The organism is Sulfitobacter sp. 1A13679, from assembly GCF_043557115.1.
Classification (GTDB): Bacteria; Pseudomonadota; Alphaproteobacteria; order Rhodobacterales; family Rhodobacteraceae; genus Sulfitobacter; species Sulfitobacter faviae.
Window position 1 is genome coordinate 91,829 of the sequence record NZ_JBIFFO010000015.1, and the last position, 15,443, is coordinate 107,271.

Consider the following 15,443-nt stretch of genomic DNA (forward strand, 5'->3'; position numbering starts at 1 on the left):
GCGGAAAACCCGCGCCGCGCGTCCTTTTATTGCGAGGTCTCTGTCGCGATCCCAGCTTCTTCGTAATAGCGCAGCGCGCCGGGGTGCAGTTCAGTGGTGATATTGGCCATCAACTTAGGCGTGACATTGCCCCACCAAGGCGAAGTATCGGCCATCTTGGCCTTGTTTTCCCAATAGGTCTTTGTCAGCTGATAAGCCGTTTCATCGTCCATCTTGGTTGTCGTGAAAGCGGCGACGGGCAGGGACGTTGTGGTCACATCCTGTTCTTGGCCCGCATAGGTGCCCGCCGGAATGACAATGCGGGTCCGTTTGGATTGGGTGATCTGCTCGTCCGACAACGGGACAACGGTAACGGGGGTGGAAGCGGCGGCTTCGACGACATTTGGCGCCGGGAATGAACCCGCGGTGACAAAGCCGTCAATCTGCCCGTTCTTCAAAGCGGCCACGGCGTTGCTCAATTCCGCATCCGCGATCTCCACACTGTCTGCCAGCCCGAACATATCCAGATACTTCGCGCCTTCGGTCGCGCCGAAAGACCCTTTGCCCAGCAGGATGCTCTTGCCTTCCAAATCCGCGAGCGCGGTGGCGCCGCTGTCCCGAGACATCACGAAATGCATGGTCAGCGATGGGATCGGGAAGAGCGCGCGAATCTCATCGAAAGCAGGTGCGGTCTTGCCTTCGAACATGGCCTTGCCGTTCTGGGCCAGACCAACGAGCGAGGGCGGGGTGGTGAAGACATAGTCGGCCCCGCGCGCGCGGACTTCCATGACGTTCTGAACCGATCCTTGGCTCTCTTCCACGGTAACCGAGATGTCTCCGCCGCTGCCCGCTTTCATGGCTTCGGCAAGCTCCACGCCCATTTGATAGTAGGACGAGCCCGATTTGGCCGACTTATAGGTCACACGGGTCTCGGCGCTTGCGGCGCCCCCCACAAGCCCTAGGGCCAGTGCCGCGCAAATAGTTTGTCTCAACGCATTCATGGTTTTTCCTCCTCCAAGCGCAAGGCCAACGTTCTCCCGGCGAAACATGTGCGGGACTGCCTTTGGGTGACTTTGTGGCAGCACACTACGGCATTGTCGAGAATGGGGTTTCGCTGTTTGGTGGCTCTTGCAGAGCAATACGGTGGGCCGTTTCGGCCTCGCGGGGGCGAAGAGGGCAGAGGCGGCAGGTTCGCTGCGTCCCGAAACCAGTTCTGCGATGCGCGGATCGGAGACCATAGGGGGCGAGAGATATCGACGCTTGAGTTGCGAAGAAGCGCAACTGTCTGCGCTCCTCCGCCAAGGTCGAAGCCCGATCAAAGGTCCATACCCTTATCACTCGGGCAAGACGCAGTTCGTCAGCTATCGCCCTTCAGAGGATCATGGCCCCAGTTCATCAGCGAATAGCGCCATTTCGAGTCTTTAACGTCATCCTTCGGCCCGCCTTGGGAGAGATGCCGTTTGATATAGCCAACGACGGTCGCCATGTGATCCCACTGATCGTCGGTCAGGTCGTCCTTGTTGGTGCGTTTGATCTTGACGATCCGGCGGCCGGACTTGTGCCCGGTGCTTTCACCGCTTCCGCTGTCGCCCACAGACTTGGAGTCCTCGGTCTCCAGCCAGTCCGCCAGCTCCGCCGGTGCCATGTTGACCAGATCGCGCCACTCGTCCCAGATTTCGTCCTTCGATTTCGATGAAGACATTTTCTTTCCCAATCCAATACTGGGAAGAAACCGGCCCGCGCTCGCTTTGTTCCCAAGGGTCACAGCGGTCCGCCACGGTCGGCGAGGCGCGCGCCGATCGGTCTGCCGTCGGCTTGTCAGTGTCCGAACAGCCCGCGCCTCGGGCGGGCCGGATAAAGCTCAGGAAGCTTGCGAATAGCGCATGCCCTCCGGCACTTCTCGGTCCAGCAGTGATGCGATCATGCGGGTCAGGGCGCGACCTTCGGGCAGGATGTCGAGGCGCGTTCCGGACAAGCGCACGAATGGCGTGAAGCGGGTCGCGATGGCCTTCAACTCGGGCGCGAGATCGAAGGCCCGCGCGCCGAAGGTTTCTGCCAAGGCGTTCAGGTCAAGGGTAAAGTCGCACATCAGACATTCGATCGCCCGCGCGGTCAGGCGGTCCGTATCGTCCAAGGCGTAGCCGCGCGTACCGGGCAAGTCGCCATCGGCGATGCGCGCGGTGTAGGCCGCCGTCGCGGGGGCGTTCTGTACGTAGCCCCCCGGAAAACGCGAGATTGACGAGGCGCCGAGGCCGATCAAGGTTTGGCAATTGTCATCGGTGTAGCCTTGGAAATTCCGGCGCAGGCGGCGGTTGTTTTTTGCTTGGGTCAGCCCATCCTGCGGCGTGGCGAAATGATCGATGCCGATTGCCTCCATGCCCGAAGCGGCAAAGCGTGCCGCGGCCTTCTCGGCGAAGTGATAGCGTGCGACCGCGTCGGGCAGTGTCGCCTCGCGGATGAGTTTCTGCCGTTTCGCGACCCATGGCACATGCGCATAGCCGAAAAGCGCCACGCGATCCGGGGCAAGGGACAGGGTCTTGTCAATCGTATCCTCCAGCCGCGCCATAGTCTGATGAGGCAGACCGTAAACCAAGTCAGTATTGAGCGAGGTGACCCCTTCGGCGCGCAACTGGTCGACACAGCGGCGCGTGACCTCGAAGGACTGGAGGCGCCCGATGGCCTGCTGCACCTCAGGGTCGAAATCCTGAATGCCGATAGAGGCCCGTGTGAGGCCCGCGGCGCGCAGGGCGGCGATTTTGGCGGGGTCGATCTGGGTGGGGTCGATCTCGACGGAGAACTCGAAATCCTCGGTCGGGGTGAAGATCTGATGAAGGGCGCGGTTCAGGCGTTCGATGAGGGTAGGCGGTAGGATGGTCGGTGTCCCGCCACCCCAATGCATCCGCCCCATCCGCATGCCCGCAGGCATCGCGGCGCGCAGAAGCTCAAGCTCGGCCTCAAGAGCTTCGATATAGCGCTCGACAGGGCTGAGCGTCTTGGTGCCCTGCGTGTGGCAGGCGCAGAAATAGCACAGCCGCTCGCAAAAGGGGATGTGGACATAGACCGAGACCGGCGCGCCGGGGTCCAACGCGCCAAGCGCTGAGCGCTGAAACGCGGCGCCGACCGCGGGGGTGAAGGCCGCCGCGGTGGGATAGGAGGTGTAGCGCGGCACGCGCGCGTCGAAGAGGCCGAGAGCCTCGAGCATCTGTATCTGTTCCATGGCACCGGTTTAGGTGGCCGCCGTTCTGCGGTCTTTGCGCTGGATCAATTCGGACGGAAAAATTGCGCATTGCCGTCCGTTGGGTGATCGTCGGCGGCTTGGGCTTTGCTAAGGTTTTTACGCTCTTTCTGACACCGATCTTCTACCGCTGGATCGCCGTCTTGGGTGCCGCCCCCGGCGGGGCAGCGCAGCGGCTGAGTGCGGAAGCGGAGGGGGCGGTATAGGCCGTCGAGGGATTGATGCACGCCGCGCCTGCGGTTTCCCGGAACTGCACGAAGGACGACAGGATGGCGAGGGCAGCAGCGCGTTATTCTCGCGGCGCGCGCCACAGGCTGGATTAGCAAACGTGCCGGCAACCTATGCAAGCAGCGCATTTCTCCTGCCCTGTTCGATATCTACTCCGGGCGGATCGGACTCCCATCTTGGAATTGAGATTGGAGACATCATGCACACCGCCGTTCCAGAACCTCTTTCCGTTCCCCTCCCGCTTCTAAAGCAGACCCTATGCGAACATTACCAAAGACTTAGCCCCGCCTCGCGAGAGCTGAGATTCATGGGCCAGCTTAACGATGATGCCTTGCTGCGCGTGGTTCGGGGCTCCAACCCCGACCTGACGCTCGGCGTCGAATGCGATGATGCTTTGCGTGCGATACTGGAGCTTCATTGCATCGACAGCACCCATGCGGAGATCGGGCTTTCGGTTGAGGACGCTTATCAAGGGCGCGGCTATGGCCGGAGGCTCTTCCATCGTGGTCTGGCCGAAGCGCGTGCGAGAAATATTGAGACGGTGGATGTGAACTTCTTACGCAGCAATATCGCGATCAAAAAGCTCTGCATCGAAGAAGGGGGAGAGATACGTTGCCGCGGAGCCGAATGTGTCGCGCAGCTGTCGTTGAACTGACCAAGAAATTCGAGAGGGGCATGCGTAATCTTCCGGCGGCCAATTTTCACGTCTTTGCTTTTAGGTGATGGTGAACCCGCGCCCGATGGGGTCGGTTTCATCGATTATCCATTTCACATAGCCGATAACTTTGGCTGTGACCGGATATCCTTGGACGCTGGGGCGCGGATTACCATGCCGTGCGGCATCAGGGCATCACGCTGACCATGGGGTTCCAAGGCACCTAAAACCGGCGTGCCGTCCAGCGGGCGAGCGCTTCGACCGCGGACCAAAGCAGCAGCGACAGCGCCGCGAGCACGATCAGGGCCGCAAACATGAGCGCGGTTTGGCCGCGGCCATTGGCCATCAGCATCAGATGCCCCAGACCGCGGGATGAGCCGACCCATTCGCCGATCAGCACCGCAAGGGGGCCGTAGACCACGGCCAACCGCAGGCCCGAGATCAGCCCCGGCACGGCGTGGGGCAGGCGCAGCAGCAGTGTTTCGCGCCAGCGGTTGGCGCCCGAGAGATGCGCCAGATCGCGCAGGCCCGGGGGCAGCGCCATCAGCCGGTCGAAGAGGGCCGAGGCGATGGGAAAATAGGTGACCAGCGCGATGGTTACGATCTTGGAGGGCATCCCGTAGCCAAGCCAAAGGGTGATGACCGGGGCGAGGGCGAAGACAGGCACGGCCTGAGCCACCACCAGCATCGGGCGCAGCAGCCAGCGCGCGCGGCGCGAGAGGGTCAGCAACAGCGCGGTCTCAATGCCGAGGAAAATGCCTAAACTTAGGCCCAGCGCAAGATTGCCCGCCGACCATAGCGCATTTTGCCAGAGCAGCGCGGCATTCCCGCCCAGCGCCTGCAAGACAAGCCAAGGCCCTGGCAGGATGAAACGCGGCACGCCGCTGAGGATGACGACAAGCTGCCATATCGCGACGGCGAGCGCGAAGCAGACCATGCCGCGCCATAATTTATGCAGCGTAGATACCATCAGGCGACCTGCGCGGGTGAGGCCAGCCCCATGCGGCGCAGCAGATCGGCTTGAGCGGCGAGGGTCTCGGGGGCGTCGATCCGGCGTGGTGGCGGCGTTTTGGGCAGGGGGCAGGGGGCGGCCCCATGGCGGCTCACGATCCAAGCGTAATCGGCGAGCCTCAGGGCCTCCGCCGGGTCATGGGTGATCAACACGACGGTTCGCCCACAAAGCAGCCGCGCCGCTAGATCCTGCATTTTAAGGCGGGTTACCACATCGAGGGCCGAGAACGGTTCGTCCAGCAAGACCACGGGGCGGTCTTCATACAGCGTGCGGGCAAGGGTGACGCGCTGGCGCTGACCGGCGGAAAGCTGGGCAGGTTTGCGGCGCAGCTCCGCGCGAAGCCCGACCTCGGCCAAAAGCGCTGCGGCGCGGGCAGGGTCCGCCCGTTCTCCGCGCAGCCGGGCGGGGATGGTGACATTCTCAACCGCGCTGGCCCAAGGCAGAAGTTGATCGTCCTGCGCCATCATCGCGACGCGGGCGGCGAGGGGACGGTCGTCATCGGCGGCAATACGGCCCTCCAGCCGGGCCACAGTGGGCAGACCCGCAAGCAGACGCAGCAGCGACGTTTTCCCCACACCCGAGGGGCCGAGCAAGACGTTCCATTGCCCGGCCTTGAGGGTAAGATCAAAATGGTCGATCAAAGGGCCCGCAGCGCCGTGAAGCGCGCCCGATAGATGCACCGCAGGGGCGGTCATGCTGCCGCGGGCGACAGGGCCATGTCCCAAAAGCCGACCTCTAGCGCCGTGGCCGTGTTGAAACGCTCTTGCAAGGTCTTGGCTCGGGGCAGGGTTTGCCAATCCGCACCCAGACGCCGCTCTAGCGCGCCGTCGATCAGCGCTCCGACATCGCGGCACAGTGCTTGATACTCCTCGCCGCCATAGACCGCGCACCAATCGGCATAGGGGCCGTCATTGCCCCGCAGGGCCAACCCAATCTCACCATAGCCCAGTACGCAGGGGGCGAGGGCGGCCATCAGGTCAAGGAAGTCCCCGGAATAGCCCGCTTCCAGAACATAGCGCGTATAGGCGAGGTTGCCGGGAGCCTCTGCCGTGGCCTCAAGCGAGGCGCGGTCGATGCCATGGCCTGCGCAGGTTTCCACATGGAGGGGCATCTCCACATGCACGAGCGCATGGACCGTTGCACTCGCGGCGGCCATTTCATCCAGCGTTTCCGCCTTGGCCGCGGCAAGGGCCCAAGCGCGGGCGAAGTGAATCAGGAAAACATAGTCCTGCCGCAGGTAATGCAGATAGCTGGCCTGTGGCAGATTGCCGTCGCCCAGCTGTTCGACAAAGTCATGGCGGGTATAGGCCCGCCATGACTCTCCGGCACCATCGCGCCAAGCTGCGAAGGCCTTGCCATAATCGGGCGCCGTCATGGTTTCGCCTGCGCTGTGACGTCGACCACCAGATCGGCGGCGGGGATCACGGTTTCCACCACGCCGCTTTCCTGCATGAAGGTCTCGAACCGGTCATAGCGCCCGTGGTCCACCGCGGCGGGGCGGGTGGCGAAGCGCGGCCATGTGTCTTCCCATGCGCGGGTGTTCAACTCGTTGCGCAACTCGGCATCGGAGGCAAAGAAAACCTCTCCGCTGGCCGCCGGATCGTTGACGATATCGGCGGCCGCGCGTTCGGTCGCGCGCAGAAAGCGGGCAATCATGCCGCGGTCCATCTCTTCGGCATGGGCGACATAGATCAACTCGTCATAGGCGGGGACGCCTTCGGCTTCGGGATAGAAACAGCGGCCTTCATGGCCTTCGATTTCCATTTGGTTCAGTTCGAAATTGCGGAAGGCGCCGATCACCCCGTCGACTTGTCCCGACATTAGCGCGGGCGAGATTGACCAGCCGATGTTGATTTGCTCGACCTCGGCAGGCGCCACGCCATTGTGGCTCAGCATCGCATCCAGCAGCATCTCTTGCACGCCGGCCACGGCGAAACCCACCTTTCGGCCCTTCAGGTCCGCCATCTCCTGCACCGGCCCGTCGGCGCGGACCACGAGGCAGGTGAGCGGGGTTTCGACCAGCGTGCCCACACGGCGCAGGTCCAACCCCTCGCGCTGGGCGAGATGCAGTTCCGGTTGATAGGAGACCGCAAGATCGACCCGGCCCGCCGCCACCATGCGCGGCGGCTCATTCGGGTCGGCGGGGGAGACGAGTTCGACCTCCAGCCCCGCATCGGTGAAATAGCCCTTTTCCTGCGCTAGAATGATCGGCCCGTGATCGGGGTTCACGAACCAGTCGAGCATGACGGTCATCTTGTCTTGGGCCAAGGCCGGGGCCGCGATCAGCGTCAGGGCAAGGGGGGCGAGGATGTTTTTCACGAAGGGTCTCCAATATATCGTTTATGCGGGAAAAGGGTCAGGCGCCCGGGAGGGCGAGCAGGGCGATCTCGCCCGGCCAGCGGGGGCGGAGGGTGTTGGCCGCGTGATGCGCGCGTAGGCCGGTGCGGCAGGCAAGCACGATGCGGGGTGCATCGGCTGGCAACGGCAAGTCCGGCAGCGCCTCGGGCGGGACATGGCGCGCTTGGGGTGAGAAAGGCGTGGGCGCTTCGGCGCGCAGGTCGATGACCATATCGCGCGGGGTGATCTGGCTTTCGGCGATGAAACCCGCGGCGCGCGCAGTCTCGGGCGCGCTGTCGAAACGAAAGCCCGACATGCGCCATTGCGCGGCGTCCCAGATCAAGAGTTGCCCCAGCGGGGAGGGCGTGAGACCCAGCAGGACCGAGAGCGCCATCTGCGCCTGTGCCGCGCCGATCATCCCGACCACGGGCCCCAAGACCCCCGCCGTGTCACATGTCGCTGCCGTCTGGGGCAGGTCAGGGAAAACAGCGCGGAGCGAGGGGGCACCCCCGCAGAAACCGCCGGCATAGCCCGACAGCCCAAGGGCCGAGGCTGAAATTAGCGGTTTGCCCTGCGCGCGGGCTTCGTCCGACAGGGTCAGGCTGGCGGCGAAAGTGTCGGCGCAGTCGAGCGCAATATCGCAGTCCGCCAGCAGGGCGGGCGCATTGGCGGGGGTGAGCCATTCGGCACGCGGGATAAGCGTCACCTCGGGGTTCAGCGCCGCCATCGCCTCGGCGGCGGCACGAACCTTGGGCCTGCCGATACCGTCCATCCGGTAGAGCGGTTGGCGGTGCAGATTGCTCAAGGCCACCTGATCGCCGTCCACCAATGTGATCCGCCCGACACCGGCCCCGACAAGATATTGCAGCACAGGCATCGCCAGCGCTCCGGCCCCGACGACCAGCACATGCGCCGCCTTGAGCCGCGCTTGCCCCTCGGCACCGACCTGCGGCAGAACCGTCTGGCGGACATAGCGGCTCATGCCGTCACCTCGAGCCATTCGCGCATCCGCGCTTCGGGGTCTGCGTTCAGCGTGATATCCGTGACCGCCGCCACCGTATCGGCCCCGGCGGCAAAGGCCCCCGGCGCGCGGGCGACAGACATGCCGCCAATGGCGCAAAGCGGGATATCCCCGATCCGCGCCTTCCATTCCGTCAAACGGTCGAGGCCCTGTTCGGTCCATTTCAGCTTTTTCAGAATGGTCGGATAGACGGGGCCGAGGGCGATGTAATCGGGGGCGAGGGCCAGCGCGCGGTCAAGCTCGGCATGGTCATGGGTCGACAGGCCCAGTTTCAGCCCGGCGGCGCGGATCGCGGGGATGTCGGCACTGTCCAAATCCTCTTGCCCCAGATGCAGCCAATCGGCCCCCAGTTCAATCGCCAGTTGCCAGTGGTCATTCACCACCAGCAGTGCGCCGTGCTGGCGGCAGAGGTTGAGCGCGGTGATGATCTCGGCCCGCAGCACCTCTTCGGGCGCGTCCTTGACGCGCAGTTGCACCAGCTTCACGCCCAGGGGCACGGCCCGCGCGACCCATGCGGCACTATCGAAGACGGGGTAGAAACGCGGCAAGCTCATAGCCAAGCCTTTCCGATCACGGGGGTGGAGGGCACGGCCATGTCGCGCTGGCCCATGGGGCCGGAGGCGGCGGCAAGCGCGCCCGCGCGGCAGGCCAGTGCAAAGGCTTCGGCCATGGCGGCGGGGTCTGCGGCCTCGGCCACGGCGGTGTTCAGCAGTACCGCGTCGAACCCCATCTCCAACGCCTGTGCCGCATGGCTGGGCAGGCCGAGACCTGCATCGATCACCATCGCCACATCGGGAAAGGCCGCCCGCAGGCTGCGCAGCCCGTGCAGGTTGTTCAGCCCCAGCCCCGAGCCAATCGGCGCGCCCCATGGCATCAGCACCCGGCAGCCCGCATCGACCAGCCGCGCGGCCAGCACCTGATCCTCGGTGGTATAGGGGAAGACCTCGAACCCATCGGCGCAGAGCGCCTCGGCAGCCTCGACCAGCCCGAAGGGGTCAGGTTGCAGCGTGTCGGCATGGCCGATGACCTCGAGCTTGATCCAATTGGTGCCGAAATACTCCCGCGCCATCTGCGCCGTGGTGATCGCCTCGCGCGCCGAATGGCAGCCGGCGGTGTTGGGCAGCAGATGCACGCCCAAGCCGCGCACCATGTCCCAAAACGCCTGTCCCGCGCCTTGTTCGCGGCGCAGCGAAACCGTGGCGACCGGCGCGGCGCTTTGGCGAAAGGCGGCCTCCATCACCGCGGGCGAGGGGTAGCGCGCGGTGCCCAGCATCAGCGGCAGGGGCAGGGTGGTGCCGTAGAAATCGCGCATCACTCAGCCCCCCTGCATGGCGCTGAGCACTTCGAGCCGGTCGCCGTCGCTCAGCATGGTCTCGCCCCGCGCGCCTGCGGGAACGAAACTGCCGTTGAGGGCGGTGGCGACTTTTGCCTCGCCCCAGCCCAGCTCTGCCAATGCCGCGTCAAGCTGGGAGGCCGCGACCTCACGCGTCTCGCCGTTCACTTCAATCTTCACGGAATAAATCCCCCGTTGTCGCTGTTGCCAGAAAGCCCGCGGCCTGTTCGGCCAAGGCGGGCGCCATGAGAAAGCCGTGCCGGAACAATCCGTTCAGATGCAGCACCGCCCCGCGCTGTACGATGCCGGGCAGGTTGTCGGCGAAAGCCGGGCGCAGGTCGGCGCCCATCTCGATGATCTCGCCCTCGGCAAAGCGCGGGTCGAGCGCATAGGCGGCTGAGAGCAGTTCCAGCGCCGAGCGGGCGGTCATGCCGCTGCGGCTGGCGCTTTCGATCTGGGTCGCGCCCAGCATGTAGATGCCTTGCCCGCGCGGCACGACGTAAAGCGGGTGGCGCGGGTGCAGCAGGCGGATCGGGCGGGTGAGGGTGACATCAGGGGCGCGCAGCAGGATCATCTCGCCGCGCACGGCACGCAAACCGGGCAGAGCGTCGCGGGCCACCATGCCGCGGCAGTCGATCACCGGGCCTGTGACCTCCGAAGGGGTGAGGGCCGTGGTCTCAACCGTCACGCCCTCGGCGGCCAGCGCATGGGTCAGGTCTTGCAGCGCTTGGCGCGGGTTCAGATGCGCTTCCTCGGCAAAGAACAACCCGCGGCGATGGCGCCCGGCGAGGTCCGGCTCACAGGCCGCGATGGCTTCGGCGTCGCAGTCGCTGTGGCCTTCGGTGCGGGCGGCGAAACGCTGCAATTCCGCGCGGTCCCGCTCGGGGGCGAGGACCAGCGTGCCCCGATGGGTGACTTCCGTGATCTCCCCCCATAGCGCCGCGGCACGCCGCCCATGGGTCACCACAGCAGGCTCGCTCAGCGCGCCTTCGCAAAAGGGGGCGAGCATGCCGCCCGCCCACCACGAACAGCCATGCGGCCCGGGTGGGCCTTTGCGGTCGACGAGCCGGGCCCGCAGCCCCTGCGCCAGACAGGCCCGCGCGGCCCAAAGCCCTGCCACGCCCGCGCCGATGATGGTGACATCACTCATGGGGCCAAACGCCGTGAAAATGATGGACCGGCCCGTGGCCATGGCCGATGTTGAGGGCGTCCGCCGCGGCAATGGCGCGTTGCAGATAGCTATGGGCGGCCTCCACCGCCTGCGGCAGCGGCTGGCCCCGCGCCAGACCGGCGGCAATGGCGGCAGAGAGCGTGCAGCCGGTGCCGTGGGTGTTCGCCGTCTGCTGGCGGGGCGCGGAAAGGCGGAGGGTGTCGGCCTCGGAAATCAGCAGATCGACGCAGGTCTCGCCCTTGCCATGGCCGCCCTTCATCAGCACCGCGCGGGGGCCGAGCGACAGCAGCGCGCGGCCCTGCACGAGCATGGTGGCCTCGTCGGTGGCTTCTTCTGTGTCCAGCAGCCGTGCGGCCTCGGGCAGGTTCGGTGTCAGCACATGGGCGCGGGGCAGCATCCGGTCGCGCAGGGTTTCCACCGCTTCGGCAGAGAGCAGCGCATCGCCGGATTTCGCCACCATCACCGGGTCGAGCACAACGGGCGCGGGGCAGTCTGCCAACCCCTCGGCCACGGCGGAGATCGTGGCCGGGTCGCCCAACATGCCGATCTTAACCGCGCCGATGGCCAGATCGTCAAAGACCGCCGCCATCTGCGCGCGGATCATCGCAGGAGCGATCATGGCGACCGCGGTGACGGCGCGGGTGTTCTGGGCGGTTACGGCGGTGAGCACGCTGGCCCCATAGACGCCAAGCGCGCTAAAGGTCTTGAGATCGGCCTGAATCCCCGCTCCGCCGCCGCTGTCGGAGCCCGCAATCGTCAGTGCTTGAAACGCCATTCGGCCCCCCATTCGTTAGATGGGTCGAGGGCATGGAGATACGGGGTAAACGAGCGCCCAGATGGGGCTGATGCTTGCTTCCGTTCCCTACGCCGGTACGACCCGGATCAGGTTCGATGGGTCGGTTTTCACCTCTCAGCCTTGCGGCACCCCAACGGATTTCCGGCAGGCTAGCGAGGGGCGTTCATAGGGTCAACAGGGGATCGTTTATTTATTGGTTTGCGTTTTATATCATTTAGTTGCGGCGCGTATCTCATGCATTGCATGAGGATTTGTTAATGAAAATCCCGCGATTTGGGGATCACCTTGGCATCGCGCGGGTGGCCGTGCATGGCCACCTGACCGGGCAGCGGATGGGTCGGGTGATCGCCGCGCGTCGTGATGCCGGGCATCGGTGCCTCCGACAGCGCCGCCAGCCGGTCAGAGCGGTTCTCAAGCCGCTCGGCCACCACGTGTATCACCCGCCCGTCGGTCTGCACGCGCCCCTCCACGACCAGAAGCCGCGACGACATGATCGTGGGGCGGTAGAGCTTGAACATGTTTGGCCAGATCACGAGGTTGGCGACGCCAAACTCATCCTCCAGCGTGATGAAACAGACCCCCTTGGCGCTGCCGGGTTTCTGGCGCACCAGCACCAGCCCCGCCAGCTTTACCCGCCGCCCGTGGCCCATGCGCGAAAGGTCCCGGGCCGAGGAGAACCCCTGCGCGGCGAGGCTCCCGCGGTAGAAGGACATCGGATGCGCCTTCAGCGACAGGCGCAGCGTCTGGTAATCGGCGACCACCTGCTCGGCCTTCGGCATCACCGGCAGATGCACCTCCGGCTCCGGGCCGCGGGCCGAGGCTTCGACATGGTCGAAGATCGGCAAGGCGGGCGCGTCGCGCAGCCCTTGGGCCTGCCAGAGCGCTTGGCGCCGGTCGATCCCCATGCTGCGCATCGTGTCGGCGGCGGCAAGCTGGCGGATCGCCTTGGCATCGAGGCCTGCGCGGGTCTTGAGATCTTCGACATCCGCGTAAGGCGCGTCGCGCCGGTCCATGATCCGCGCGCCGGCCTTTTCCTGCAGCCCGTCTACCATGCGCAGCCCCAGCCGCAGGGCGAAACCGTCCCCACAAGGCTCCAGCGTGCAGTTCCAGTCCGAGAGGTTCACGTCGACATCGCGCACCTCGACCTGATGCTCGCGGGCGTCGCGCACGATCTGCGCCGGCGCGTAGAAGCCCATCGGCTGCGAGTTCAAGAGCGCGCAGGCAAAGGCCGCCGGGTAGTGGCATTTCATCCAACTTGAGACATAGACCAGCTTGGCGAAGCTTGCGGCATGGCTCTCGGGAAAGCCGTATTCGCCGAAGCCCTTGATCTGGTCGAAACAGCGCTGCGCGAAGACCGGATCGTAGCCGCGTTTGGTCATGCGGCCCACCATCTTGTCCTGCAGCTTCTCGATCGTCCCGCGCGAGCGGAAGGTGGCCATGGCCTTGCGCAGCTCGTTGGCCTCGGCGGGGGAGAACCGCGCCGCGTCGATGGAGATTTTCATCGCCTGTTCCTGAAAGATCGGCACGCCCAGCGTCCGGCTGAGGATGCTGAACAACTCGTCCTGCGGATAGGCCGGGCCGGGGGCGGGGTAGACGACGCTCTCCAACCCCTGACGGCGGCGCAGGTAGGGGTGGACCATGTCGCCCTGAATGGGGCCGGGGCGGACGATGGCGACTTCGATCACCAGATCATAGAAGACGCGGGGGCGCAGTTTTGGCAGCATGGCCATCTGCGCGCGGCTTTCCACCTGAAAGACACCAAGGCTGTCGCCGCGGCAGAGCATGTCGTAGGTCGGTCGCCCCGTGGCGTCGTCCTCGTGATCCTCCACCGGCACCGTGGCCAGTTCCAGCGGGCGGTCGTAATGCGCCTCGATCAGGTCGAAGCACTTGGCGATGCAGGTCAGCATGCCGAGCGCGAGGATATCGACCTTGAAGATCTGCAAAGCGTCGATGTCGTCCTTGTCCCATTCGATGAAACTGCGCTCGGGCATGGCGCCGTTGCCGATGGGCACGATCTCGGTCAGGGGGCGTTCGGTCAGAATGAAGCCGCCGACGTGCTGGCTCAGGTGCCGCGGCATGCCGATCATCTGGGAGGCGAGTTTCAGCACCATGCGCAGGTAGGGGTCCGACAGGTCCAGCCCCGCCTCGCGGGCGCGGGCATCATCCATCTCACCCTCGAAACTGCCCCAGACGGTGCCGGCGAGTTTCGAGGTCACGTCTTCGGAAAGCCCCATCGCCTTGCCGACCTCGCGGATGGCCGAGCGCGGGCGGTAGTGGATCACCGTGGCGCAGAGCCCGGCGCGGTGGCGGCCGTATTTGCCGTACATGTACTGGATGACTTCCTCGCGCCGCTCATGCTCGAAATCGACGTCGATATCGGGCGGCTCGTCGCGTTCCTCGCTGAGGAACCGCTCGAAGAGCAGGTCATGCACCGCCGGATCGACGGAGGTGATGCCGAGGCAGAAACAGACGGCGGAATTGGCCGCCGAGCCGCGCCCTTGGCAGAGGATCGGCGGCTCGGCCTCCTCGCGGGCGAAGCGGACGATGTCGTAGATGGTCAGGAAATAACGCGCGATCCTCTTGGAGGAGATCAGGGCGAATTCCTTCTCGATGGTCTTTTTCACCGCTTCGGGCACGCCTTCGGGGTAGCGCCGGGCGGCGCCTTCCCATGTCAGGCGGGCCAGTTCCTCCATCGGGCTGCGGCCCTCGGGGACGATCTCATGCGGGTATTCATAGGCCAGATCGGTGAGGCGAAATTCGATCCGGTCGGCAAGGCGGCGCGTCTCGGCGATGGCATGGGGCCAGTCGGCGAAGAGGCGCATCATCGCCTCGGGCGATTTCAGATGCCGCTCGGCATTGGCGGCCAGCAGGTAGCCCGCCTTGGGCACGATCACGCCCTCGCGGATCGCCACCATCACGTCCTGCAAGGGCCGCCGGTGGCGGGCATGGTAGAGCACGTCGTTGGTGGCGAGAAGCTTCAGCCCATGGGCGCGGGCCAGTGCATCCAGCCGGTTGATCCGCGCCCGATCATCGCCGCGGTAGAGGAAGCTCGCGCCCACATGGCGCATGTCAGGCAGGGCCTTGACCAGCCGCGGCAGGCCGGCGGCAAAGACGTCGAGGTTTTCGGGCGGCATGACGATCAGATGCAGCCCTTCGGCGTGTTGCGCTAGCATTTCCAGCGTCAGATGGGTCTCGCCCTTTTGCTGCCATTCGCCGTCGACCGATTGCATCTTGCCCGCCGACAGAAGCGTCGAGAGCCGCGCATAGGCGGCGCGGTCCTGCGGGTAGGCGAGGATCTCGGTCCCGCAGAGCAGCACCAGACGCGCGCCGATCAGGGGGCGGATATGCGCCTTTTCGGCCTCTACATGCAGCCGCACCACGCCCGCCAGCGTGTTGTGATCCGCGATGCCGAGACTGTCGTAGCCGTGGTGATGCGCCGTCTCGACCAGATCGACGGCGTCCGAGGCGGCGCGCAGGAAGGAAAAGCAACTGGCCAGCCCGAACTCCACATATTCTGCGCGGGCGGGGGCGGCGAAACCGTCCTCGCCCAAGGTGCGGCGCTTATGTCCCTCCTGCTGCGGCATCAGGCGAACATCCCGTGCAGGAACCAGCGCGGCTCGGCCCCGCGGCCATCGTGGATCACGCCCTCGCGGTAGAGCCAGAAGCGCTGGCCGCC

At 65.3% G+C, this 15,443-nt stretch carries 16 protein-coding genes and 1 riboswitch; of the genes, 2 read left to right on the forward strand and 14 right to left on the reverse strand.

The window, feature by feature from the left end; genetic code table 11:
- Positions 1 to 26 precede the first annotated feature (26 nt).
- From ACGYLA_RS13065 to hemN, 3 genes are all read right to left on the reverse strand, one after another.
- Entirely contained in the window at positions 27 to 980 is a 954-nt protein-coding gene (locus ACGYLA_RS13065) for a TAXI family TRAP transporter solute-binding subunit (protein WP_394432995.1), read from the reverse strand.
- Between the two features lie 356 nt (positions 981 to 1,336).
- Positions 1,337 to 1,681, reverse strand: a complete 345-nt coding sequence (locus tag ACGYLA_RS13070) for a DUF3140 domain-containing protein (RefSeq protein WP_394432997.1) — start codon at positions 1,679 to 1,681, stop codon at positions 1,337 to 1,339.
- A 159-nt stretch (positions 1,682 to 1,840) separates the two neighbouring features.
- A complete protein-coding gene (hemN, locus tag ACGYLA_RS13075; protein ID WP_394432999.1) occupies positions 1,841 to 3,196 on the reverse strand; it encodes an oxygen-independent coproporphyrinogen III oxidase in 1,356 nt (451 codons plus the stop codon).
- 62 nt (positions 3,197 to 3,258) lie between these two features.
- On the opposite strand from hemN, the gene ACGYLA_RS13080 reads away from it, so the two are divergent.
- Positions 3,259 to 3,420 carry a hypothetical protein gene (locus ACGYLA_RS13080; RefSeq protein ID WP_394433001.1) on the forward strand — a complete coding sequence of 54 codons (162 nt, stop codon included), beginning with the start codon at positions 3,259 to 3,261 and terminating at the stop codon, positions 3,418 to 3,420.
- Positions 3,421 to 3,749: 329 nt separating this feature from the next.
- A complete protein-coding gene (locus ACGYLA_RS13085) occupies positions 3,750 to 4,097 on the forward strand; it encodes a GNAT family N-acetyltransferase (RefSeq protein WP_209218687.1) in 348 nt (115 codons plus the stop codon).
- 223 nt (positions 4,098 to 4,320) lie between these two features.
- Here the strand turns inward: ACGYLA_RS13085 and ACGYLA_RS13090 are convergent, their stop codons facing one another.
- From ACGYLA_RS13090 to ACGYLA_RS13140, 11 genes are all read right to left on the reverse strand, one after another.
- Complete coding sequence (locus ACGYLA_RS13090) at positions 4,321 to 5,067, reverse strand: ABC transporter permease (protein WP_394433003.1); 747 nt, start codon at positions 5,065 to 5,067, stop codon at positions 4,321 to 4,323.
- Positions 5,067 to 5,804 carry an ABC transporter ATP-binding protein gene (locus ACGYLA_RS13095; RefSeq protein ID WP_394433005.1) on the reverse strand — a complete coding sequence of 246 codons (738 nt, stop codon included), beginning with the start codon at positions 5,802 to 5,804 and terminating at the stop codon, positions 5,067 to 5,069. The genes ACGYLA_RS13090 and ACGYLA_RS13095 overlap by 1 nt, the downstream gene beginning before the upstream one ends.
- A complete protein-coding gene (locus tag ACGYLA_RS13100) occupies positions 5,801 to 6,484 on the reverse strand; it encodes a TenA family protein (RefSeq protein ID WP_394433007.1) in 684 nt (227 codons plus the stop codon). The genes ACGYLA_RS13095 and ACGYLA_RS13100 overlap by 4 nt, the downstream gene beginning before the upstream one ends.
- The gene (locus tag ACGYLA_RS13105; RefSeq protein ID WP_394433009.1) at positions 6,481 to 7,428 is read right to left on the reverse strand and encodes an ABC transporter substrate-binding protein; all 948 of its coding nucleotides are present in this window, start codon (positions 7,426 to 7,428) and stop codon (positions 6,481 to 6,483) included. Before ACGYLA_RS13105 ends, ACGYLA_RS13100 begins: the two co-directional genes overlap by 4 nt.
- Before the next feature lie 37 nt (positions 7,429 to 7,465).
- Positions 7,466 to 8,428 carry a ThiF family adenylyltransferase gene (locus tag ACGYLA_RS13110; RefSeq protein ID WP_394433011.1) on the reverse strand — a complete coding sequence of 321 codons (963 nt, stop codon included), beginning with the start codon at positions 8,426 to 8,428 and terminating at the stop codon, positions 7,466 to 7,468.
- Positions 8,425 to 9,021: a thiamine phosphate synthase gene (locus ACGYLA_RS13115; protein WP_394433013.1), complete on the reverse strand. Its 597-nt coding sequence runs from the start codon at positions 9,019 to 9,021 to the stop codon at positions 8,425 to 8,427. Before ACGYLA_RS13115 ends, ACGYLA_RS13110 begins: the two co-directional genes overlap by 4 nt.
- Positions 9,018 to 9,779: a thiazole synthase gene (locus ACGYLA_RS13120; protein WP_394433015.1), complete on the reverse strand. Its 762-nt coding sequence runs from the start codon at positions 9,777 to 9,779 to the stop codon at positions 9,018 to 9,020. The genes ACGYLA_RS13115 and ACGYLA_RS13120 overlap by 4 nt, the downstream gene beginning before the upstream one ends.
- 3 nt (positions 9,780 to 9,782) lie before the next feature.
- Complete coding sequence (gene thiS, locus ACGYLA_RS13125; protein WP_394433017.1) at positions 9,783 to 9,980, reverse strand: sulfur carrier protein ThiS; 198 nt, start codon at positions 9,978 to 9,980, stop codon at positions 9,783 to 9,785.
- Positions 9,970 to 10,950: an FAD-dependent oxidoreductase gene (locus ACGYLA_RS13130; protein WP_394433019.1), complete on the reverse strand. Its 981-nt coding sequence runs from the start codon at positions 10,948 to 10,950 to the stop codon at positions 9,970 to 9,972. The genes thiS and ACGYLA_RS13130 overlap by 11 nt, the downstream gene beginning before the upstream one ends.
- Complete coding sequence (gene thiD, locus ACGYLA_RS13135; RefSeq protein WP_394433021.1) at positions 10,943 to 11,746, reverse strand: bifunctional hydroxymethylpyrimidine kinase/phosphomethylpyrimidine kinase; 804 nt, start codon at positions 11,744 to 11,746, stop codon at positions 10,943 to 10,945. Before thiD ends, ACGYLA_RS13130 begins: the two co-directional genes overlap by 8 nt.
- Before the next feature lie 67 nt (positions 11,747 to 11,813).
- A riboswitch (TPP riboswitch) is annotated at positions 11,814 to 11,910 on the reverse strand.
- A gap of 111 nt (positions 11,911 to 12,021) precedes the next feature.
- Positions 12,022 to 15,351, reverse strand: a complete 3,330-nt coding sequence (locus tag ACGYLA_RS13140; RefSeq protein ID WP_394433023.1) for an error-prone DNA polymerase — start codon at positions 15,349 to 15,351, stop codon at positions 12,022 to 12,024.
- Positions 15,352 to 15,443: the final 92 nt, after the last annotated feature.